The 21,930-nt window shown below is 76.2% G+C and carries 16 protein-coding genes; 8 read left to right on the top strand and 8 right to left on the bottom strand.

What is annotated here, in order from left to right; genetic code table 11:
- Positions 1–126 precede the first annotated feature (126 nt).
- Positions 127–405, top strand: a complete 279-nt coding sequence (locus M1O15_RS15760) for a DUF5133 domain-containing protein (protein WP_248634476.1) — start codon at positions 127–129, stop codon at positions 403–405.
- Between the two features lie 375 nt (positions 406–780).
- Here M1O15_RS15760 and M1O15_RS15755 read toward each other — a convergent pair whose 3' ends face one another.
- Positions 781–1,728: a MurR/RpiR family transcriptional regulator gene (locus M1O15_RS15755; protein WP_248634475.1), complete on the bottom strand. Its 948-nt coding sequence runs from the start codon at positions 1,726–1,728 to the stop codon at positions 781–783.
- A gap of 165 nt (positions 1,729–1,893) precedes the next feature.
- Between M1O15_RS15755 and M1O15_RS15750 the strand changes: the two genes are divergently transcribed.
- The 5 genes from M1O15_RS15750 (at position 1,894) to M1O15_RS15730 (ending at position 10,567) form a co-directional block, all read left to right on the top strand.
- Positions 1,894–6,006: a SpoIIE family protein phosphatase gene (locus M1O15_RS15750; protein WP_248634474.1), complete on the top strand. Its 4,113-nt coding sequence runs from the start codon at positions 1,894–1,896 to the stop codon at positions 6,004–6,006.
- 136 nt (positions 6,007–6,142) lie between these two features.
- Positions 6,143–8,584, top strand: a complete 2,442-nt coding sequence (locus tag M1O15_RS15745; RefSeq protein WP_248634473.1) for a SpoIIE family protein phosphatase — start codon at positions 6,143–6,145, stop codon at positions 8,582–8,584.
- Between the two features lie 135 nt (positions 8,585–8,719).
- Positions 8,720–9,055, top strand: coding sequence for a DUF3140 domain-containing protein (locus M1O15_RS15740; protein WP_248634472.1), 336 nt, complete (start codon positions 8,720–8,722; stop codon positions 9,053–9,055).
- Between the two features lie 173 nt (positions 9,056–9,228).
- The gene (locus M1O15_RS15735) at positions 9,229–10,257 is read left to right on the top strand and encodes a DNA topoisomerase IB (protein WP_248634471.1); all 1,029 of its coding nucleotides are present in this window, start codon (positions 9,229–9,231) and stop codon (positions 10,255–10,257) included.
- A gap of 43 nt (positions 10,258–10,300) precedes the next feature.
- A complete protein-coding gene (locus M1O15_RS15730) occupies positions 10,301–10,567 on the top strand; it encodes a DUF6199 family natural product biosynthesis protein (RefSeq protein WP_248634470.1) in 267 nt (88 codons plus the stop codon).
- A gap of 12 nt (positions 10,568–10,579) precedes the next feature.
- On the opposite strand, the gene M1O15_RS15725 is transcribed toward M1O15_RS15730, so the two are convergent.
- On the bottom strand, positions 10,580–11,326 hold the full coding sequence (locus tag M1O15_RS15725; protein ID WP_248634469.1) for an SDR family oxidoreductase: 747 nt from the start codon (positions 11,324–11,326) through the stop codon (positions 10,580–10,582).
- A 479-nt stretch (positions 11,327–11,805) separates the two neighbouring features.
- On the opposite strand from M1O15_RS15725, the gene M1O15_RS15720 reads away from it, so the two are divergent.
- Positions 11,806–13,122 carry an MFS transporter gene (locus M1O15_RS15720; RefSeq protein WP_248634575.1) on the top strand — a complete coding sequence of 439 codons (1,317 nt, stop codon included), beginning with the start codon at positions 11,806–11,808 and terminating at the stop codon, positions 13,120–13,122.
- Positions 13,123–13,301: 179 nt separating this feature from the next.
- On the opposite strand, the gene rfaE2 is transcribed toward M1O15_RS15720, so the two are convergent.
- The 6 genes from rfaE2 to M1O15_RS15690 form a co-directional block, all read right to left on the bottom strand.
- A complete protein-coding gene (gene rfaE2, locus M1O15_RS15715) occupies positions 13,302–14,699 on the bottom strand; it encodes a D-glycero-beta-D-manno-heptose 1-phosphate adenylyltransferase (RefSeq protein ID WP_248634468.1) in 1,398 nt (465 codons plus the stop codon).
- The gene (locus M1O15_RS15710) at positions 14,696–15,367 is read right to left on the bottom strand and encodes a D-sedoheptulose-7-phosphate isomerase (protein WP_248634467.1); all 672 of its coding nucleotides are present in this window, start codon (positions 15,365–15,367) and stop codon (positions 14,696–14,698) included. The genes rfaE2 and M1O15_RS15710 overlap by 4 nt, the downstream gene beginning before the upstream one ends.
- A gap of 174 nt (positions 15,368–15,541) precedes the next feature.
- Positions 15,542–16,855 carry a glycosyltransferase gene (locus tag M1O15_RS15705; protein ID WP_248634466.1) on the bottom strand — a complete coding sequence of 438 codons (1,314 nt, stop codon included), beginning with the start codon at positions 16,853–16,855 and terminating at the stop codon, positions 15,542–15,544.
- Complete coding sequence (locus tag M1O15_RS15700) at positions 16,852–17,817, bottom strand: glycosyltransferase (RefSeq protein ID WP_248634465.1); 966 nt, start codon at positions 17,815–17,817, stop codon at positions 16,852–16,854. Before M1O15_RS15700 ends, M1O15_RS15705 begins: the two co-directional genes overlap by 4 nt.
- A gap of 3 nt (positions 17,818–17,820) precedes the next feature.
- Positions 17,821–19,500 carry a carbamoyltransferase family protein gene (locus M1O15_RS15695; protein ID WP_248634464.1) on the bottom strand — a complete coding sequence of 560 codons (1,680 nt, stop codon included), beginning with the start codon at positions 19,498–19,500 and terminating at the stop codon, positions 17,821–17,823.
- 72 nt (positions 19,501–19,572) lie between these two features.
- Entirely contained in the window at positions 19,573–20,550 is a 978-nt protein-coding gene (locus tag M1O15_RS15690; RefSeq protein ID WP_248634463.1) for a UDP-glucuronic acid decarboxylase family protein, read from the bottom strand.
- 218 nt (positions 20,551–20,768) lie between these two features.
- Between M1O15_RS15690 and M1O15_RS15685 the strand changes: the two genes are divergently transcribed.
- On the top strand, positions 20,769–21,930 hold a 1,162-nt coding region (locus M1O15_RS15685), incomplete at its 3' end, for a DUF4139 domain-containing protein (protein ID WP_248634462.1).

Raw genomic sequence — 21,930 nt, 5'->3', positions numbered from 1 at the left:
CGGCCCATCGCCCGGCTCCAGGAGGACGGTCCGGTGGCGGCAGCCGCCCGCGGTGTCGCGCGGCCCCGCCACGGCGCCCGGCTTCCCCATCCGTAGCCCCGTGGCGTGGGAAAGGCAGGTACGTTCATGCTGTTGGCGCATCCCGCTGTGCTTCGCGAGCTCGTCGCCCGTTACGAATCCCTCTGCACCGCCGCCCAGGGGCTGGTCCTGGCGCCGGACACGCAGCGCCGGCTGGACGATGTGACGTACACGCTCTGTGTGACCACCGGAACGCGGGACCTCGACCATGCGCTGGCCTCCGCCCGCGCCCGCCTCGCCGCCACGGCCACCACCACGGTGGCCGCGCCGGACGTCTGTGTGAGCGCCACTCCGCTCGCCCCCGCGGTGGTCGCCCCCACGGGCTGACGCCGCCGCCGGCACGGGGATGTTTTAGGCGGCCCCGGCCCAGGGGTTGACCGGGGCCGCCACGGGGGCCCGCGCGAAGGCGGGCTCCCGGCCAGACACCGGACGGCACGAGGAGGGAGTGCCGTACACGGTGCTCTGTACCTTGCCCCTCGGGGGAGAGGCACGGTTTGTTCCCGGCGCGTTGCGCCGGGGTGTGTGAGCAGTAAATATATTTACCGTCGAGTAAGCAAGGGCATGAAAAAATTCATGCCGACGAAGCGCGCGAAAATGGCCGAAAATCCTCTTGAGGACGGCCTCCCGGATGGATTTCCCCTCGCGCCGCCTCCGCCTCACGGGGGCCGTGGGACGCAGGGGAGCCGGAGCACCCCCTGGGGCCTACTCCTCCAGGAAGAAGTCGTGCTGCTCCGCGGCCTGCTCGTACTTCTCCAGCCGCCGCTGGGTGCGTTCCGGGCTGGCGTCCGCCATCGCCTGGAGCAGCGAGGCCGCCAGCAGGCCCGGTGCCGCGTACGAGTCGAATACCAGCCGCGACCCGGTCCCGGCGGTGAGCGTCACATCGGCCTCGTCCACCAGCGGCCCCAGCGCCAGGTCCGTGATCAGGGCCACTCGCTGCCCGCTGCGCCGGGCCGCCCGCAGCGCCGCCAGGGTCTCCTTGGCGTGCCGCGGCATCGCGAACGCCAGCACCCAGCCGCCCCCCGCCTCACCCGACTGGAGCAGGGCGTCATACGCCACGCTCCCGCCCCGGGTCACCAGCCGCACATCGGGGTGGATGCGCCGGGCCGCGTACGCGAAGTACTCGGCGAGCGAGGCGGAGATCCGCAGCCCCACCACCGTCAGCGGCACCGAGGCGGCCAGCTCCCGCCCCACCGTGACGATCGGCCCGGGGTCGGCCACCAGCCGCCGCAGCTGCTCCAGGTTCTCGATCTCGGCGTCCACCGCGGCCTGCAGCTCGTTGCGGCGCGGCTCCTCACGGGCCGCGTCGGGCGCGGCGGCCACCGCGCTCAGCGCGATCGGCTGGAGCGCCTCGCGCAGTGCCGGATAGCCGCTGTACCCCAGCGACGTGGCGAACCGGGTCACCGAGGGCTGGCTCACCCCCACCCGCTCGGCGAGGTCGGTGATGGAGAGGAACGCGGCCTCGGTGAGGTGGTCGATCAGATACTGCGCGATACGGCGCCGGGCGGGGGACAGCCGGTGCTCCCCGAACAGCGCCCGCACCCGGGCCGGCGGGTCGGCCGGCGGAGCGGGGGGCGGGGCCTTCGCCGCGGGGCCGGCCCGGCCCGGTCTGATCGCCGCCGACTGGGCGCGTGCCTGCTGACCTGATGGCACCGGTGTGCCTCCTTCTCGTCCCGCTCGTGCTCAACATAGTCCACCTGGTCCGGCGCCCCCCGGCCCCGGAATGCGTGACCCCGCGGCCCGGGAGCATCCTGGCTATGAGCTCCGGCGCCGCACCGCGCGGCGCCGCGACCCGCCGCCGAGCAAGGCTGGGGGACGATGCCAGGGAAACCGCACACCGACGGCCCGGTACCGGACGGACTGCCGCTGGTGCTGGCACGGGCCACCGTGGAGGCCGTGGAAGCGACCGGAGGCTTCGCGGGCGGCGTCTACCTGCGCAGCGGCACCCCGGGGCTGCTGAGGCTGGCCGTCCTCGCGGGGCTGCCGGCCCGGTTGTTCCGCCCCTGGTGGCGGATGCACGCCAACCGGCCCTTCCCGGTCGCCGTGGCCTACCGGGGGCGGGAGGGCGTCCACCTCGCCGACGCCGAGGACGCCATGCGGCGCTTCCCCCAGCTGATGGCCGGCATGCCCTACCCCTTCGGTTCGATGTACGTGCCGGTGGTGCACGGCCAGTCCGTCTACGGCGTGCTCGCGATCCTGCGCGCCCCCACGCCGGGGCGCCCGGTGGCCGCCGCCGACCGCCGCCGGGCCCACCGCACCGCCGCGCGGCTCGGCGCGGCCCTCGCCGACCTGGTCCTGCACGGCACGGCGGTGACCTGGGAGGGCGAGCCCTTCGGCGTCCAGCTCCCGGCGGGCAACACCCCACCGTTCCGCGTCGGCCGGATGGACTGGACCCCGGCGACCGGCACCCTGACCGCGGACGCCGCCCTGCGCGCCATGCTCACCGGCCGCGCCACCCCTCCCGACGCGCCCGCCCCGCCCGCCCCCGAGGTGGTGGCCACCGAAGGCACCGCCCCGGAGGGCCGCCCTCTGCTCGGCCCCGACCCGGACGGGGAGCAGGCGGGGGACGGCCCCCTCCCGGCACACCCCCACCCGGCGGACCGGGCCCCCGCCCCCGTACACCCCACCTCCCCCGCACCCGTCGGCCCGGCCGAGCCCTCCGACCTCGCCGACCCCGTCGAACTGACCGACCCGGAGGCTCCCGATGGCCCGGCCGGGCGGGTCGAGCGCACCGAACCGGGGGAGTCGCCCCGACCGGGGGAGCGGGCCGTTGCCGGTGCGCAGTCGACCGGGGCGCCCCCTCACCAGGAGTCGGCAGAGTCGTCCGCACCGGAGGACCCGACCCGGCCTGGCGTACCGGGCGAAGCCGAACCCCGGCCAGGATCCGGACCCTTCCGGCGTCCCGGACCGGTGGAACTGACGGATCCGGTCGAGCTGACCGACCCCCTGGAGCCCGCCATGCCACTCGTCGAGGAGGGTGAGCCAGGTGCCGTCGACCACGCCTCCGAGCAGGGCCCGGGCCCTGATACCAACCCACCCGATGACGGCACCCCGTCGGGGGTCGGCGCCCTTGGCCGCAACGGCCCCGAAGGCGGAATCCCAGGCCGTGAGGGCGCACGCCCCAGGGGTGGCGCCCCACGGCATGAGGGCATCACCTCCGAGGACGGCACCAGCGGCGACGGGGGAGGCACCCCCTTCACGCCCGGTCCGGGCGCCCCACCCGAGGACGGTCCCGCGCACCAAGGGGGCACCCGACCCGCCCCCGACGCCTCAGGCCGTACCGGCCGCTCGGGCCCTGACGACACCCTGCCCATGGACCGCATCCATGACGACGACGGCACCCTGCCCGAGGGCCGCATCCCCGGCGGAGACGGCCCCCTGTACGGAGACCGCCGCACCCCTGGTGGAGGCGGCACCCCGCCCGAGGATCGCACCCCTGGCCTGGGAGGCACCGCGCCCGAGGACAACCCCTCGCCGCTGGAGCCACCGCCCGTCCACGGCGCCCCGGGACCCGAGGGCACCCCATCGCGTAACGGCCGTGCTGCCTACGGAGGCGGCACCCCGCCGGGGGACGGCGCCTTCGGTGGTGGTGGCAGCCAGGCCGAGGACGGTCCCCCGGCCGGGAGCGGCGCCCTGCCCGGGGACGGAACCCTCGGTGGTGGCGGCAGCCAGGCCGAGGACGGCCCCCCGGCCGGGAGCGGCGCCCTGCCCGAAGACGGCACCTCGCCCCGTAGCTCCATCCCGCCTGAGGACGGCACCCTCAGCCATCACGGCACCCGGCCTGGGCCCCTCACTCCCGGGCACGACGGCACCCTGGCCGGAGGCGGCCCCCCGCCCGGGCCCCCCGCCTCCACCCCTGCGGGCGCCCCGGCCGAGGGCGGCGCCCTGCCGACGGATGGCGCCCCCGACGGCCGTGGCATCCCCGACGGTCCTGGCATCCCCGATGGCCGGGACATCGCCGGCGGAGAAGGCATCGCCGGCGGAGAAGGCATCCCCGGCGGAGAAGGCGCGCCCGGCGGAGAAGGCGCGCCCGGCGGAGAAGGCGCGTCCGGCGGAGAAGGCGCGTCCGGCGGAGAAGGCGCGTCCGGCCCCCTCGACGCCGCCGCGTTGGCCGGGTTGCTGGAGCCGGAGGACTGCTACGGGCTGTGGACGGTGGCCCGGCAGTTGACGGACGCCGAGCGGCCGGCGTCCCGGCGGATCTGGGTGCGGGGGAGGGAGGGGCGGCCGTTTCTGGTCGAGCTGTCCACCCGGCCCGCGGCGCCCGGGGAGGAGCCGCCCGCCGACGGGCATGTGCGGGGGGCGCTGGTGGACCCCGGGACCGGCCCGGTGGTCGCGGCCGTCGCCGACCGGCTGCCGCGCGGGATCTTCTCCATCGACCGGCTCGGCCGCGTCACCTTCGTCAGCCGCAGCGCCGAGACCCTGCTCGGCCGCGGGCGGCCGGAGCTGATCGGGCGGCGGATGTTCGACGTGCTCCCCTGGTTCGGGCACCCCGCCTACGAGGACAGCTTCCGGGCCGCCCTGCTCTCCGGGGAGCCCGTCCACTTCCTCGCCCACCGCGACTCCGGCACCTGGCTCTCGGTGTCGCTCTACCCGGGCCACGACGGGCTCACCGTCACCCTCGACACCGCCGAGAAGCCCGCCTACGCGCCCGGCTCGGCCGTCTCGCCCGGCAGCGGGCTCGGCTCCCCGGCCGACCGGGCGTCCGTGCTCTACCGGCCGGTCGCCCTCGCCATCGCCCTCACCGAGGCGGTCACCGCCCGCCAGGTCTCCGCCGTCGTCACCGACGAGCTGCTGCCCGCCTTCGGCGGCCGCCAGCTCGCCATCTACGTCCTCAACAACGAACGCCAGCTCCACCTCGCCTGGGAGACCGGCTTCCCGCAGGGCTTCCTGGACCGCTTCGAGGGCGTCGGACTGGACTCCCGGCTGCCCGGCGTGGAGACCCTCACCACCGGCCGCCCGATCTTCTTCGAGTCCATGCAGCACCTCGCCGCCGCCTATCCCGGCATCCCCATGGACGCCCATGTCGGCGCCCGGGCGTTCCTGCCGCTGATCGCCTCCGGGCGGCCCGTCGGCTCCTGCATCCTCGGCTTCGACCGGCCCCGCGGCTTCAGCCCCGAGGAGCGCACCGTCCTCACCGCGCTCGCCGGGCTCATCGGCCAGGCCCTGGAACGCGCCCGCCGCTACGACTCCGAAGCCGCCCTCGCCCGGGGCCTGCAGTCCGCGCTGCTGCCGCACCGGCTGCCCAGGCTCCCCGGCGTGGACACCACCGGCCGCTATCTGCCCGGCACCGAGGGCATGGACGTCGGCGGCGACTGGTACGACGTGATCGAGACCGGCCGCAGCATCGCCCTGGTCATCGGCGACGTCCAGGGCCACGGGGTGTCCGCCGCCGCCACCATGGGCCAGCTCCGCAGCGCCGTCCGGGCCTTCGCGCTCAGCGGCCACGACCCGGCCGCCGTGATCAGCGGCACCAACCGGCTGCTGATCGACCTCGACCCCGGCCAGTTCGCCAGCTGCTGCTACATCGACCTCGACCCGGCCACCGGCACCACCCGGGCGGTACGGGCCGGGCACCTCCAGCCGCTGCTGCGCCACCCGGACGGCCGAACCGAGGTGCTCGACCTGCCCGGCGGCATGGTCCTGGGCATCGACGCCACCGCCCCGTACCCCGTCACCGAGCTGGCCATGGCGCCCGGCGCCGTCCTCGCGCTGTTCACCGACGGACTGGTCGAACAGCCCGGCACCGACATCGACCAGGGCATCGAACGGCTGCGCGACACCCTGTCCGCCATCCGCGGCACCACCCTCGCCGGCACCGCCGACCGGCTGATCCGGCAGGCCAGGACCGCCACCGCCCGACCCGACGACATCGCCCTGCTGCTCGCCGCCCGCACCGGCGGGACAGGGCGCCCTGGAAGTGACCCGCGATGACCCCGCACCGACCCGCCGCACCCCGGGGGAGTGACCCGCGATGACCCCGCTCACCCACCGCGGACCGCGGTTGTGCCCGCCGGACAGCGGTCCGACGATGAGGGGACACGGGAGGGGACACGGGAAGGGAGGTGCCATGGGCGCGGTGTACGCGGACGAGGGTGCCGACTTCCGCGGCCCCCTCGACCTCACCCGCGCGGCCACGGCCGTGCTGGACGACGACGGCACCATCGTCGGCTGGAGCCCGGCCGCCGAGGCGCTGCTCGGCTACCGCTCGCACGAGGCCGCCGGCCGCACCGTCGGCTCCTTCGTGGTGGAGCGCCCCGGCCACTACCGGATGCCGACCGAGCTGCCCGGCGCCGCGCAGGCCCGCCGCCAGGTCGTCCACATGCGCCACCGGGACGGGCGGATCGTCCGGGTGGCCACCGCCTCCCTGCCGCTGGTCTCCACCCGAGGCGGCGGCCCCGGCCGGCTGCTGGTGGTCGCCGACGCCGACGAGAACGACCGCTGGGAGGCCCTGCAGTCCATGCTGCGCGGCCTCGCCACCCAGTCACCGGTCGGCCTCGCCATCTACGACACCGCGCTGAGGGTGGTATGGACCAACCGCGCCCTGTTCGAGGAGGGCGGCGACGGCCAGTACACCGGGATGGGCCCCGACGAGCAAGTCGCCGACGGCCGGGTGCTCACCCCCGGCCACCCGCCCACCCTGGAGGAGACCATGCGGGGGGTCCTCGCCACCGGCGAGCCCGTCACCGACCTGCACTACAGCGGACGCCCGCCCTCCGACCTCGCCCACGACCACGTCTGGTCCTGCTCCTACTACCGCCTCGCCGACCCGGCCGGCACCACCCTCGGCGTCTGCGAGGAGAGCGTCGACATCACCGAGCGCTACCTCGCCCAGCAGCGCCTGGACCTGCTGGTGCGGGCCGGCGGCATGGTCGGCAAGACGCTCGACATGGACCGCACCGCCCAGGAACTCGCCGCCGTCATCGTGCCGCAGTTCGCCGACTCCGTCGCCGTGGACCTGCTCGACGCCGTCCTCGCCGGCGACCAGCCCGCCCCCGGCACCGCGCCCGCCCGCCGGCTGGTGCGGGTCTGGGACGGACCCGGCCCGGCCACCACCCGGCCCGCCCGCCGCCGCGACCCCGTCGACCTCTCACCCGAAAGCCTCCAGGCCCGCTGCCTCGCCGCCGGCCACCCGCTGCTCCAGGAACCGGGCCCCGGCGACACCGTCCGCTCCCGGCTCGCCGTCCCGCTGCGCACCGAGGGCGCCGCGCTCGGCGTCGTCACCTTCTGCCGGGAGAGCCACCCCGACCCCTTCGGCTCCGGGGACCTGCCGGTCGCCGACGAACTGGTCGCCCGCGCCGCCGTCTGCATCGACAACGCCCGCCGGTTCACCCGCGAGCACACCGCCGCGCTCACCCTCCAGCGCAGCCTGCTCCCACGCCATCTGCCCCGGGTCACCGGCGCCGAGGTCGCCCACCGCTATCTGCCCGCCGACTCCGGCGCCGGAGTCGGCGGCGACTGGTACGACGTCATCGCGCTCTCCGGCACCCGGGTCGGCCTGGTCGTCGGCGACGTCGTCGGCCACGGCGTACGGGCCGCCGCCACCATGGGCCGGCTGCGCACCAGCGTCCGCGCGCTCGCCCGGCTCGACCTGCCGCCCGACGAGTTGCTCACCCGGCTGGACGAGCTGGTCACCCAGGACGCCCACGAACGGACCGCCGTCCCGGACGGCGGCGAGGACGACGCGCTCGGCGTCACCTGCCTCTACGCGGTCTACGACCCGGTCACCGGACGGTGCAGCATGGCCCGCGCCGGGCACCCGCCGCCCGCCCTGGTCGACCCGGCCACCGGCGCCGTACTCCACCCCGAGATCCCGGCCGGGCCTCCGCTCGGCCTGGGCGGACTTCCCTTCCAGAGCGCCGAGTTCGCCCTGCCCCAGGGCAGCGTCCTCGCCCTGTACACCGACGGCCTGGTACAGGGCCGGGGCCGCGACCGGGACGCCGAGGTGGCCGCGCTGCACGCCGTGCTCGCCGACCACCGCCGCCCGCTGGAGACCCTCGGCGACCGGGTCGTCGCCACCCTGCTGCCCGGCCCGGTCGAGGACGACGCCGCCCTGCTGCTGGTCCGCACCCGGGTGCTGGACCGCGACGAGGTGGCCGTCTGGGAGCTGGCCGACGACCCGGAGGCGGTCGGCCGCGCCCGCACCCTGGCCACCGGGCAGGTCGGCGCCTGGGGCCTGGACGGCGAGCTCGCCTTCACCACCGAGCTGGTCGTCAGCGAACTGGTCACCAACGCCATCCGCTACGCCTCCGGCCCCATCGAGCTCCGGCTGATCCGCGACCGCACCCTGATCTGCGAGGTCTCCGACACCGGGCACACCTCCCCGCACCTGCGGCGGGCCGGCAGCGAGGACGAGGGCGGCCGGGGACTGTTCCTGGTGGCCCGGATGACCCAGCAGTGGGGCACCCGCTACACCCCCACCGGCAAGACCATCTGGGCCGAGCAGCCACTGCCGGACGAGGACGCCCCGGGCCACGGCGCCGCGGCCGCAACCGCCCCGGACGGCGGCTGACCGCGCCCCGGGCCACGGCCCGTGTTTGCCCCGGCTCCGGCAGGAAACCCGGCACGCGACCGACCGGCGGCAACCCGCCGTACGGGCCGTGACCACCGGCCCCACGCACGAGGCGACAAGGACAAGGAGGCCGTCATGGCGGTGTCCGAGATCAGCGACGCGCTCTGGGACGAGTTCCACACCGTGGTCAACATGACCTCCCGCGAACTCCAGGAGTGGCTGGCCACCGAGTCCGCGGGCGAGACGAGCGAAGAGGTGCCCGACCGGGCCGGCAAGCCCACCGGACGGCACGTCCTCGACATCCTCGGCAAGCGCCGCACCGACCTCACCTCCGGCGACGTCGAGACCATGGAACGGGTGGTGGAGATCGTCCGCTCCCAGCGCGGCCCCTCCCTCGACCCGAAGGCCGGCGGCACCGACTGGCGGCACGGGCTGATGGACATCGGCCACGACCCGCTGAAACCGGCCTGACCCTCCCCGCCCCCTCCCACCACCCCCGATCCCCTTCCACCACCCCCGATCCCCTTCCACCACCCCCGATCCCCTTCCACCACCGCAGAGCGTCCGGACCGGACGCCGTGCCCACCCGGCGCGACGTCCACGCGGAACCCCGGCGGCCCGTGGCCTCACCTCAGGAGCAGGCGTTGCGCCTCCACCACAGCCGCCCCACCGACCCCGGGTACGGGCGCAGGCACCACGGCCGGGGCTTCCGCTACCTCACTCCCGGCGGCACGCCCCTGCGCGACAAGGCACAGCTGGCTCGGATCAAAGCTTTGGTCATCCCGCCCGCCTGGCGGGAGGTGTGGATCTGCACCCGGGCCAACGGCCACCTCCAGGCCGTCGGCACCGACGCCGCCGGACGACGGCAGTACCTCTACCACCCGCAGTTCCGCGCCGAGCAGGAAGCCGCCAAACACGAGCACGTCCTCGACGTGGCGGAGGTCCTGCCCGCCGTACGGGAGACCGTCGAAGGGCACCTCTCCGACCGCGGACTGACCCGGCAGCGGGTCCTCGCCACCGCCGTACGCCTGCTCGACCTCGGCTTCTTCCGGATCGGCAGCGAGCGCTACACCGAACTCAACAACAGCTACGGACTGACCACCCTCACCCGCGCCCACACCCAGTGCACCGCCGCCGAGGTCACCCTCACCTACACCGGCAAGCACGGCAAGGAGCAGGTGCACGCCGTGGTCGACCCGCCGGCCTGCCGCACCCTCACCGCCCTCAACCGCCGCCGCGGCGGCGGCGACCGGCTGCTCGCCTACTGGGACCGGCCCGACTGGCACGACGTCAACGGCGAGGACGTGAACGCCTACCTCAAGGAGGTCGCCGGCCTGGACATCACCGCCAAGGACTTCCGCACCTGGCACGCCACCGTGATGGCTGCTGTGGCGCTGGCCGTCTCCCAGGGCGCCGCGCACAGCGAGAGCGCCCGCAAGCGTGCCATCGCCCGCGCCGCCCGCGAGGTCTCGCACTACCTCGGCAACACCCCTGCCGTCTGCCGCGCCTCCTACATCAACCCGCGCGTCATCGAGCTGTACGAGGAGGGCGTCACCGTCGCCGCCGCGCTGCCCCGCCTCGGCGGCGAGGGCACCCCCGGCGTCCCGGCCACCCAGGGCGCCGCCGAACGGGCCGTGCTGCGGATGCTGCGCACCGGCCGGCCGGCGGGCTGAACAGGCCCGCGTCGCCTCGCAGTTCGGGGGTAGAGGGGCCGGTATGAGATCACAGCTACTCGCCGATGCCGGCGGGAACGGCGGTACCAACCCCTTCCTCTACGTCCTGCTCGCCCTGTTCCTGGTGATGGGCATCGTGCAGGTGGTGCGCCCGCAGCTGCTCTGGCGGCTCAACCGCCCGCTCCAGAAGCCCTTTGTGAAGGACTACGACGCCACCGAGCCCAACGCCCGCGGCTACGCGATGAACCGGGCGGTCGGCGTGGTCTTCGTCATCGCCGTCGTCTGGATGTTCTTCGTCCTCATCCGGTGACCCCGGGCCGCCTCACGGCCAGGACGGCTCCCGGCGCGGCACCACCACCAGCTCGCCCACCGCACTGCCCGCCGGGACCGACAGCGCGTAGAGCACCGTGTCCGCCACGATCTCCGGACTCTGCAGCATCGAGGTGTCCGCGTCCGGGAACCGCTCCAGGATGAACGGGGTCTCCATCCCGCCCGCGATGATCCCGGTCACCCCGATGCCCGGGCAGTCCCGCTGGGCCTCCTTGAACAGCGTGTGGGTGAACGCCCGCAGACCCGACTTGGCGGCCGAGTACGGCCCCGCCTCCGTCCACGTCCGATGGGCCGCCGTGGAGAGGATGTTCACGATGTGCCCGCCGCCCCGGGCGATCATCCGCCGGTAGACCTCCAGGCACAGATAGACCGGCCCCAGCAGATTGGTGGCTACCACCCGCTCCACCTCCGCCGCCGCCAGATGCTCGATGGGCTTGGAGACGTCCACCGCGGCGTTGTTGACCAGCACGTCTACCGCCCGCCCGGCCTCCTCCAGCTCCCGGAACACCCCCGCGACCGCCGCCGCGTCGGTGACGTCCAGCTCCACGAACCGCGCCTCGGCCCCGCCCCGGGCCAGCTCCTCGCACAGCTCCCGGGCCGGCTCCTTGCGGACGTCGGCGACCAGCACCGACGCCCCCGCCCCGGCCAGCCGACGGGCGATCGCCGCGCCCAGCCCCCGGGCCGCGCCGGTCACCAGCGCCTGCCGGCCCCGCAGATCCACCCGCCCACCGCTGTCCATACCCGCCGCGCCTCCGCTCCTGGCCCACCGCCGGACCTCCCCCCAACTGTGGCCCGGGCCACCCCGTCCGGCACCCCGGACGGCTCCTGTGAGCAACCCCACCGGGGACCGCGGAGGCCAGGCGGCGCAAGGGCCGCGGGCCCCTCCGGCCGGGTGCGGGGCCGACCGACGGCACGGACCCCGGGGGCACTTCTGCCACGATGGTCCGCGCCGCCGGGCCGCCCTCCCTCGGGAAGGGGCCCGGCGTCCGTCCGATCCGGTGGCCCCCGCCGCGCGGCGCCGCCGGCGTCCGCGGCCGTGCGCCCCGGATGCCGCCAACCGGGTGCCCCGGCCACCGCCGCGCCCGTCCGACCCACCTTCGCACCGTGCCTTCTTCCCTTCCGCCTCCCGCGCCCGCCACCGACCACCGCCCTCGGCGCTTCGCCCGCCGACGGCCCAGCGGAGGGCACTCGCCCTGGCGCTCCCTGCGCCACCCGGGCATGCGGTGGTGGTCCGCCGCGAACCTCGTCTCCAACGCGGGGACGTGGATGCAGCTCACCGTGCAGAACCTGCTGGTCCTCCAGATCACCGGCTCGGCCGCCGCCACCGGGCTCTCGCTCTCCGTGCAGGCCGCGCCGGGCCTGCTGATGAGCCTGGCGGGCGGCGCCGCCGTGGACCGCTGGCCCCGCAGGCTGACCGCCGCGGTCAGCCAGGCACTGCTGGGCGCGGTCGCCTTCACCACCGCGGTGCTGGTCGCCCTCGACCAGCTGAACGTGGGCGTGCTGATGGCGCTGGCCGCCGTCACCGGGCTGATCGCCACCGTGGACGGCCCCGCCTGCTCGCTGCTCGGCAACGACCTGGTGCCGCCCGAGGACGTGCCGTCCGCCATCGGCGTCGGCTCCCTGGTGCACAGCGCCGGCCGGCTGATCGGCGCCGCCCTCGCCGGGATCACCGTCGGTGCGCTCGGCACCGCCGCCGCGTACGCCGCCAACGGGCTGTCGTTCCTCTTCGTCACCGCCGTCATCCCGTTCCTCCGCCCCGCCCCCGGCGCCCTCCCCGCCCGCGCGCCCGCCCCTGCCCAGGGTTCGGCGCCGCACGAGGACGACCTGGGCATGCGCGAGGGGCTGCGCTACTTCGCCCGCAGCCCCCGGCTGCTCGCCCTCGCCGGGGTCACCGGTATCAGCGCCGTCTTCGGCCGCAACTACGGGCTCACCCTCGCCGTCCTGGTCACCGGTCCGCTCGCCGGCGGCGCCGGCGCCTTCGGCACCGTCTCCACGGTGCTCGCGGTCGGCGGGATCCTCGGCGCCGTCCTCGGCGCCCGGCTGCGCAGGCCCTCGGTACGGCTGGTGGGCACCCTCGCCGCGGCCGGCGGCCTGCTCCAGGTGGTGGCCGGGGTCTCCCCGTCGCTGGCCATGCTGCTGGTCCTGGTGCTGCCGATGGCCGTGGTCGAGTCGATCTCCGACACCGCGGGCACCACCGTGCTGCAGACCGATCCGCCGGCCCGGCTGCGCGGCCGGGTCCTCGGGGTGTGGGGCAGCGTCCGCACCGGATGGGGCCTGGCCGGGCCGCCCGCCCTGGGCCTGCTGATGGAGTACGCCGGGGCCCGGGGCGCCCTGGTGGCCGGCGGACTGCTCATCGCCGGCTCCGTCCTGGCCGGCCACCTGCTGCACCGCCGCCGCGCGCACCCCGCGCCCGCCCTCCCCGTACTCCTGCCGGAAGCCCCCGCGATCCCGGCCGCACCACTCACCGCGACCGTCCCCGCACCGCGCCCCGCCCCGGCCGCCGAGACCCGGCAGCCCGTCGGCGCGGCCGCCTGACCGGGACGGATCAAGCCGGGCCTCAGCCCGGCCCCCATCAGGCGGGAGCGCTCATGTCGGCGCGGCCGCCTGACCGGGACCGACCAAGCCAAGGCCCCGGCACAGCCCTACGCCGGGTGCGGCCAGGTCCGGCCGCACCCGGCGCGCACCGGGGTGGTCCTCGCCCGCGGCGGGGCCGCTCAGCGTCCCGGGGGCCGGACCGGCGCCGCGGCCTCGGCGGCCCGGCGGGCCAGCACGGTGGTCGAGCGGCCGTCCAGATACGGCAGCACCACCGCCTGGCCGCCCCAGCCGTGCAGCACCTCCGCCTCCGGAAGGTCCTCCGCCGAGTAGTCGCCGCCCTTCACCCAGACGTCCGGCCGCAGCCGGGACAGCAGCTCCGCCGGGGTGTCCCCGTCGAAGACGGCGACCGCGTCCACACTGCCCATCCCGGCCAGCACCCGCACCCGGTCGCTCAGCGGGTTGAGCGGGCGGCCCGGGCCCTTCAGCCGCTCCACCGACTCGTCCGAGTTCACACACACGATCAGGCAGTCACCGATCCGGCGGGCGCTCTCCAGCAGCCCCACATGGCCGGCGTGCAGCAGGTCGAAGCAGCCGCCGGTGGCCACCACCGTGCCGCCGCGCGCGCGGACCCGCTCGGCCAGCACGAACGGATCGGACACCGGCGCCTCGGTACGGGACGGGGCCGTCGCCCGCCAGAGCGACGGGTTGCCCGCCCCGCCGGCCGCCACGAAGGCCGCGGCCTCCTCCACCGCCCGCTGCACCGCCTCCTCCGGCAGGGCGCCGTCGGCCAGCGCCGCCGCCGTGGCGGCCGCGAAGGCGTCCCCCGCGCCGCACGGGTCGCCGTCCGCCCGGTAGGGCGCGGGCACCAGCATCGGCGTGGAGGTGCCCGGCCGGGTCAGCAGCACCCCGCGCTCGCCGAGCGTCACCGCCACCGCCGCGGCCTTCCACCGCTCGGCGAGCTGGGCGCCGCGCCCCGCGTAGTCCCGCAGCGACTCGCCGCCGCCCCGGCACAGCGCCCGGGCCTCCGCCGCGTTCGGGGTCACCAGCCGGGCCCCGGCCACCGGCGCGTCGCCCTTGAGGTGCGGGTCCCACACCACCGGCACCCTCGGCGCCACCTCCGCCAGCGGCCCGCGTACCGCGCGCGCGGTGTGCCGCCCGTAGTCGGCCACCAGGATCGCCTGGGCATCGGCCAGCGTGTCGCGGACCGCCTGGTCCGGCTCGCCCGGGTCGCCGCCGCCCCGGTCGATCCGCACCAGCGGACGGCCGCCCGCCAGCACCCGGGTCTTCACCGGCAGGGTGCCGTGCAGCGGCAGCTCCACCACCCGGACCCTGCCGCGCAGCGAGCGGCGCACCGCGTCGCTCGCCGGGTCGTCGCCCAGCGCCGTCACCAGCACCACGTCCCGCCCGCCGCGGGAGGCGAGCGCCGCGGCGAGCCCGGCCCCGCCGGGGCGGCTCTGGTCACCGGTGACGTCCACCACCGGCGCGGGCGCGTCCGGCGCCAGCCGGGTGGAGACACCCTCGATGTCCTCGTCCAGCAGGACGTCGCCGACGACGACCAGCGGCTTGCGTGCGCTCATGACATCCTCCGGTGGGCCAGGACGGGCGAGGCGGCACCCGCCGCGCGGGCCGGCGGACCGGCCGCCACCGCGGCGTCGAAGCTCTCGCACAGCAGATGGACGGCGACCAGATGGGCCTCCTGCACGGTCGCCGTCGTCGCGGCCTCCACGCACAGCGCCTCGTCGGCCGCCTCCGCCAGCGGGTTGGGCCCGGGGCCGGTCACCGCCCACACCAGCAGCCCGGCCCGGCGGGCGGTCGCCGCCGCCAGGACGAGGTTGGCGCTGCGGCCCGAGGTGGACAGCAGCACCAGGACGTCACCGGGGCGGCCGTGCGCGGCGACCTGCCGTGCGTACACCTGGTCGAAGCCGTAGTCGTTGCCGATCGCGGTCACACTGGAGGTCTCGGCGTGCAGCGAGATGGCCGAGAACGCCGGCCGCTCCCGCTGGTAGCGGCCTACCAGCTCGGCCGTCAGATGCTGGGCCTGTGCCGCGCTGCCGCCGTTGCCGGCGGCCAGCAGCCGCCCGCCGACCGGCAGGACGGCCGCCAGATGGGCGCCCCACCGGTCGAGGGTGCCGAGGTGCCGCTCCCGGAAGACGGTGAGCGCGTCGATCAGCGCCCGGCAGTGCGCCTGCGCCGCGGCGAGCGGGGGACCGGCGGCAGGGCCGGTCGGTGCGTGGGGATCTGTCATGGCGTTCGGGCGCGGCCTGCCTTGGGGGCGAGGCGGCCCGCACCTCCTTCGGACGTCGACGGAGCACAACCGGGCGGGACCAGCAGAGGGATGTCGAGGGAGGGGAGAGGGCTCGGGGGAGGGGAGCCGGCGGCGCGCGGGCAGCGGCCGCCGGACGGGATCGGGACCCGGGGCTCAGGCCGCCCCGGTGGCCCCGGTGACCGCGGGACGGGCCGCCAGGACCACGGCGTACTCCCGCTCGGTGGCCGCCGCGACCCGCGCCCAGCCGTAGCGGCTGAGCACCCGCCGCCGGCCGGCCGCCCCGCACGCGGCCCGCAGCGCCGGGTCGGCCAGCAGCGCGGCGACCGCCGCGGCCAGCGCCTCCGGATCGCGCGGCGGCACCAGCCGGCCGGTCGCCGGATCGGCCACCGTGTCCAGCTGGCCGCCGACCGCGCTGGCCACCACCGGCCGCCCGCAGGCCATCGCCTCCAGCGGGACGATGCCGAACGGCTCGTAGTCCGCCGGGCAGAGCACCACGTCCGCGCTGCGCAGCAGCGGCGCCACCGCGTCGGGGGCCACGCCCCCGGTGAAGCGGACCCGGTCCGCCACTCCGGCGAGCCGGGCCGCCTCCCGCAGCCGGCGGACCTCCGGATCGGCGTCCACCCGGTCGGCGGGCGGGCCGCCGACGATCAGCAGCTCGGTGTCCGGCAGCCGGCCCAGGGCGGCCAGCGAGACCCCGGCGCCCTTGCGGGGCACCAGCCGGCCGAGCTGCACCAGCCGGTGCGGCAGGCCCCCGGTGCGCGGCGCGGAGGGGCCGTCCGGTCGGAACTGCTCGGTGTCCACCCCGCACGGCACGACCCCGGTCTTCTCCACCGGCAGCCGCATCATGGTCAGTTCGAACACCTCGTCATGGCAGGTGGCCACGATCCGGTCGCAGCCGAGCCCCACCTCCCGCTCGCGCTCCACCCGCTCCGGCGGGCTGGTGTCCGCCTCGCCCTGGTGGCGCCGCTTCACGGTGCCGAGCGCGTGGTACGTGTGCACCAGCGGCAGCCCGGTGGCGCGCACCGCGCGCAGGCAGGCCACCCCGGACATCCAGTAGTGCGAGTGGACCAGGTCCGGCGGGCGCTCCCGCCACTGCCGGGCCAGCCAGTCGCCGAACTCCGCCATATGGGGCAGCAGTTCGTCCTTGGGCACCGCCTCGGCGGGCCCGGCCGGCACATGGCGGACCTCCACTCCGGGGCGCAGCGCCACCCGCTCCGGCAGGTCGGGGGAGTCCCGGCGGGTGTAGACGGCCACCTGGTGGCCGCGGTCGGCGAGCGCGCTCGCCAGCCGGGCCACATGCACGTTCTGGCCGCCCGCGTCCACCCCGCCGAGCGCCGCGAGCGGGCTGGCGTGCTCGGAGACCAGGGCCAGCCGCAGCCGCCGCCCGCCCGGGCCGCCGACCGGGGGCAGCCCCAGCGTGGCCGCCCCGAACGGGCGGGCCGCGGAGGCCGGTTCGAGCGAGGTCATGAGCACACCTCCGTCATCACACGCTCCCAGTCGGCCAGGAAGCGCTTGAGTCCGTACCGTTCCAGTGCCGCCTGCCGGGCCCGGGCGCCGTCCTCGGCGGCCGCCTCCGGCTCGTGGAGGTACCGGCGCGCGGCCCGGGCCAGCACCTCGGGCCGGGTGGAGAGCGTCCCGGCACCGGCCGGCACCGCCTCCACCGCCTCCGTGGTGGCCAGCGCCACCACCGGCATGCCCAGGTGCATCGCCTCCAGCAGCGACAGGCCCAGCGAGGTCCAGCGCACCGGGTGCAGATACAGCCGCCGCTCGGCCATCGCCCCGTGCAGCTCCCGCTGCGGCAGGTCGGCGGTCCGCACCCGGTCCTCGCCCAGCCCCAGGTGGGCGGCCAGCCCCTCGGTGCGCATCCCGAACACATCCAGCGGCGCCGCCTCGCTCAGCGCGGGCAGCAGATCCGTCCCGGTGTAACGGCCGCGCCGCACCGGCTCGTTGACCACCACCGCGGCCCGCTCCACCGTCCCGGTGTAGCGGTGCCCGGGGTCCACGATCCCGTGCTCGACCACCTCGGTGCGGGTGGTCCCGCAGTCCCAGAACAACCGGTTGAAGTGGGTGACGTGCACCAGCGTCAGATCGGAGCGGTCCACGCAGGGATGCCGGGTCTCCGGCACGTCCCCGTCGGGCGCGTTGTGCTCCAGATACACCGCCGGCACGTCCCGGCCGGGCCGCCGCCCGCCCAGCCACCGCTGGGCCAGCTCCAGTTCGTGCGGCCGCTGGAGGACCACCAGGTCCACCGGCGCGTCCCGCAGCTCCTCGGGGGTGACCTCCCGTACCGAGTCCGGCCAGGAGAAGGTCCGGGCCCGCCCCAGCCCGTCCGGGCAGCGCTCCGGGGTCACCGGCACCAGATAGCGGTGCGGCCCCTGGACGAACGCCGTGGTCCACGACCCGTGCACATGCCACAGCAGGATGTCCACCGCTCACACCCCCCGGCGCCGCGAGGCGTCATCGGTGTCGTCGGAGCGGAAGAAGTCCCCGCGCCGCACCGCGTACGGGCCGATGGCCAGCAGGTCCACCGGCGAGGAGCCGAAGCACTCCAGCGCGTCCCGGGGGTCGTCCACCATCGGCCGGCCGGCCGTGTTGAGGCTGGTGTTCACCACCACCGGCAGCCCGGTGCGCCGCTCGAACTCGGTGAGCATCCGCGCCACCAGCGGCTCGGTGCGCGCGTCCACGGTCTGGATCCGGGCGGTGCCGTCGACATGGACCACCGCCGGGATCCGCTCCCGCCACTCGGGGGCCACCCCGTGCACGAAGAGCATGTACGGCGAGGGGATCTGCCCGGTGAACAGCTCACCCGCCCGCTCGGCCAGCACCATGGGCGCCACCGGCCGGAACTGCTCGCGCCCCTTGACGTCGTTCAGCCGCTCCAGGTTGCCCGCGTGGCCCGGGTGCGCCAGCAGCGAGCGGTGCCCCAGCGCCCTCGGCCCGAACTCCGAACGCCCCTGGAACCAGGCGACGACGCCGTTGTCCGCCAGGGTCTCGGCGACCGTGGCGGCGATGTCCGGCGGCCGGTCGAACGGCACCGCCGCCGTCTTCAGCCAGGCCCCCAGCTCCGCGTCGGTCCAGTCCCGCCCCAGGTCCGCGCCCGGCATCGGCTCCGGCTCGTCGCCCTCCCGCGCGGCCAGCAGCAGCGCCCCGCCCAGCGCCGTCCCGGCGTCCCCGGCCGCGGGCTGCACCCACACCCGGTGAAACGGCCCCTCGGCGGCGATCCGGGCGTTGGCCACGCAGTTCAGCGCCACCCCGCCGGCCATGGTCAGCAGCCGGTCGTGGGTCTGGCCGTGCAGCCAGCGCACCAGGTCGAGCAGGGTCTCCTCCAGCACCGCCTGGGCGCTGGCCGCCACATCCGCGTGGTCCTGCGTCCAGGCCTCCTCCGGCCCCCGCCGCGCGCAGAACTCCGCCCACGGCACCCCGGCCGCCCGGAAGCCGCCGTCCCCGGTCGGATGCACATACCTGCGCAGCTCGGCCAGCATCCGGGGCCGCCCGTGCGAGGCCAGCGCCATCACCTTGAACTCGTCCGAGGAGCGCAGGAACCCCAGGTGCTCGGTCAGCTCCTCGTAGACCAGGCCCAGGGAGTGCGGCAGCTCCTGCGCGTACAGCGGCTCCAGCCGGCTGTGCACCCGGCGCGCCGCCAGATGCGAGGCGCACTCACCGCGTCCGTCCAGCACCAGGACGGAGGAGGTGTCCGCGCCCTCGGCGGCGAACGCGCCCGAGGCGGCGTGCGCCATGTGGTGCGGCACGAACCGCACGATCGCCGGGTCCAGCCCCGGCAGCGCGGTGCGCAGGAAGTCCGGTGCCTGGCGCGCGTACTCCTGCCGCAGATGGTCCCAGGGGTCGTCCAGCCCCAGCTCCCCGGCCGGACGCGCCAGCGCCGGATCGAAGGAGTAGGCGACCGCGTCCAGGTCCTGGGGCCGCAGCCCGGCCCGCCGCAGGCACCAGGCCGCCGCCTGCTCGGGCAGCTCCCAGGCCGAGAACGGCACCGGCCGCTTGCCGTGCTTCCGCCGAGAGAAACGTTCCTCCTCGGCGGCGGCCACCGTGTGCCCGTCGATCACCAGCGCGGCGGCGGGGTCGTGGAAGAGGGCGTTGATTCCGAGGATGCGCATGAAGTCCCTGGCCTTTCGGCGAATGCCTTCTGGCGGATGCCTGACGGCGGATGGGGGAGTACGGGATCGGGCTCAGCGGCCCTCGGGGTGCTCGCGGAACCAGGCGATGGTGCGCCGCAGCCCCTCCTCGGCGCTCACCCGCGGCTCCCACTGGAGCTTGTCCCGCGCCAGGGTGATGTCCGGGCAGCGCACCGCCGGGTCGTCCACCGGCCGGTCGATGAAGCGGATGTCCGACGCCGAACCGGTCAGCTCGATCACCAGCCACGCCAGCTCCAGCATGGTCAGCTCGTCCGGGTTGCCGATGTTCACCGGCCCCCGCAGCCGCGCCGCGGCCGCCCTCAGCACCCCCTCCACGGTGTCGTCGATGTAGCAGAGCGACCGGGTCTGGGTGCCGTCCCCGGTCACCGTCAGCGGCTCTCCGGCCAGCGCCTGCCGGACGAAGGTCGGCACCGCCCGCCCGTCATGGCCGCGCATCCCCGGACCGTAGGTGTTGAACAGCCGCACGATCCCCGCGTCGGTGCCGTGCACCTCCGCCTCCGCCGTGGTCAGCGCCTCCCCGAACCGCTTGGCCTCGTCGTACACACTGCGCGGCCCCACCGGGTTGACGTTGCCCCAGTACCGCTCGTTCTGCGGATGCTGCTGCGGATCCCCGTACACCTCCGAGGTCGACGCCAGCAGGAACCGGGCCCCGCTCTCATGCGCCAGCTCCAGCGCGTGCCGGGTGCCCGAACTGCCCACCTCCAAGGTGTGCAGCGGAAGCCGCAGATAGTCCGCCGGCGAGGCGGGCGAGGCGAAGTGCAGTACCAGATCCGGCCGGCGCCCCACCGAGAACGGCTCCGAGACGTTCGCCTCCACCAGCGCGAACCCGGGCCGCCCCAGCAGCGCGGATATGTTCTCCCGCCGACCGGTGCTGAAGTCGTCCACACAGGTGACGGCGGCCCCCGAGGCCAGCAGCGTGGCGCACAGGTGCGAGCCGACGAAACCGGCGCCACCGGTCACGACGACGTGTTCCCAGCGGTGTTCCGCCCGGGAGGCTGAAGCGGTGTCCATGCGGATCTCCTGACGTACGCGGGGCCGGGCGCCGACGCGGAGCGCCGAGCCGGCGATCCCGACGACGGACCAGTGCCCCTGCGGTCTGCCCCCAGGCTGGTCCGAACGGGGACGGGCGGCGCGGTGGTGTACGCCGTTGGTGTGGTGACCCAGCGTGCGGACCGCGCCGCCGGGCCGCGTAGGCTGCGCCCACCATGGACACCACGGGGGGCGTCGACATGACCACCACACAGGCCGGCAGCTGGGATTCGACCCTCGACGCGGTCACCGTGTACGCGCGGGGCGCCCTCTGCCGCCGACTGGCCCGGGGCGCCGTCCCACCCGACGGCCGGGTCCGGGTGACCGGGCTGCCCCGCGCCCTGGACCCCGGCTCCCTGCGGGTCCGCGCCCTCACCCCCGACGGCACCCGCGTCACCGAGGCCCGCATCGAGGTCCAGGCCGAGCCCGCGGAGACCGCCGAGCCGTCAGACGACCTCCGCCACGAGGCCGAGCGCCTGTGCGACGCCTACCGGGCCGCCGAGGAACGCCGCGACCGGCAGCGCGGCCTGATCGACGAGGTCTCCGCCCTCCGCCCTACCCCGCCCGCCAGGAAGCGCGACGAGCCCCACCGCCGCACCCCGGTCGACGCCTGGCTGGCCCTCGCCGACTTCACCGAGGAGCGGCTGACCGCCCTGCACACCCGCCTCACCGCCCTGGAGCGGGAACTGCGCGAGGCCGAGCACCGCTACGAGACAGCCGTCGACCGGCTGGAACGGGCCTCCACCGCCACCCCCTCCACCCGCGTCCGCACCGAGGTCTCCGCCCTGCTCACCCTCGACACCCAGGCCACCGAGGCGGAACTGGAGCTGGAGTACGGCGTCCCGGGCGCCGTCTGGGTCCCCGCCTACCGCCTCTCCTACCGCCAGGGCGACGGCGGCGGCCGACTCCTCATGCGCGCCTCCGTCGCCCAGCGGACCGGCGAGGACTGGACCGGCGTACGCCTCTCCCTGGCCACCGCCGACCTCCGGCGCCGCACCGACCTGCCCACCCTCCGCTCCCTGCGCATCGGCCGCCGCCAGCCCCCGCCCGCCCCCTCCGGCTGGCGCGAACCCCCGGCCGGCCTCACCGACCTCTTCACCGGCTACGAGACCGCCGGCCCCCGCCCCACCCCGGCCGCCGAAGCGGTGGGCGGCGCCGCGCCCCCGCCCGCCCCGGTGGCCTACGGCGGCCCCCCGCCACCCCCCTTCGCGGGCGCCGCCCCCACCCGCACCGGCGCCGCCCGCGCTCGAAGCGCCGCCCCGGCCATGGCCATGCCCCCCGGCGCGCCCTCACCCGCACCGGCCCCCTCACCCCCGACTCCGGCCCCGCCCCGCCCCTCCACTCCCGAACTCGACTACACCG

The organism is Streptomyces lichenis (assembly GCF_023218175.1).
GTDB lineage: Bacteria > Actinomycetota > Actinomycetes > Streptomycetales > Streptomycetaceae > Streptomyces > Streptomyces lichenis.
This window is presented reverse-complemented; position numbering and strand designations above follow the sequence as displayed.

Excerpts from the sequence above, each read along its gene's own strand:
- M1O15_RS15750 (WP_248634474.1), top strand. The coding sequence starts at position 1,894 with ATGCCAGGGAAACCGCACACCGACGGCCCGGTACCGGACGGACTGCCG.
- M1O15_RS15725 (WP_248634469.1), bottom strand. The coding sequence starts at position 11,326 with ATGGACAGCGGTGGGCGGGTGGATCTGCGGGGCCGGCAGGCGCTGGTG.
- M1O15_RS15695 (WP_248634464.1), bottom strand. The coding sequence starts at position 19,500 with ATGCGCATCCTCGGAATCAACGCCCTCTTCCACGACCCCGCCGCCGCG.
- rfaE2 (WP_248634468.1), bottom strand. The coding sequence starts at position 14,699 with ATGAGCGCACGCAAGCCGCTGGTCGTCGTCGGCGACGTCCTGCTGGAC.
- M1O15_RS15740 (WP_248634472.1), top strand. The coding sequence starts at position 8,720 with ATGGCGGTGTCCGAGATCAGCGACGCGCTCTGGGACGAGTTCCACACC.
- M1O15_RS15760 (WP_248634476.1), top strand. The coding sequence starts at position 127 with ATGCTGTTGGCGCATCCCGCTGTGCTTCGCGAGCTCGTCGCCCGTTAC.
- M1O15_RS15730 (WP_248634470.1), top strand. The coding sequence starts at position 10,301 with ATGAGATCACAGCTACTCGCCGATGCCGGCGGGAACGGCGGTACCAAC.
- M1O15_RS15690 (WP_248634463.1), bottom strand. The coding sequence starts at position 20,550 with ATGGACACCGCTTCAGCCTCCCGGGCGGAACACCGCTGGGAACACGTC.
- M1O15_RS15720 (WP_248634575.1), top strand. The coding sequence starts at position 11,806 with ATGCGGTGGTGGTCCGCCGCGAACCTCGTCTCCAACGCGGGGACGTGG.
- M1O15_RS15710 (WP_248634467.1), bottom strand. The coding sequence starts at position 15,367 with ATGACAGATCCCCACGCACCGACCGGCCCTGCCGCCGGTCCCCCGCTC.
- M1O15_RS15705 (WP_248634466.1), bottom strand. The coding sequence starts at position 16,855 with ATGACCTCGCTCGAACCGGCCTCCGCGGCCCGCCCGTTCGGGGCGGCC.
- M1O15_RS15745 (WP_248634473.1), top strand. The coding sequence starts at position 6,143 with ATGGGCGCGGTGTACGCGGACGAGGGTGCCGACTTCCGCGGCCCCCTC.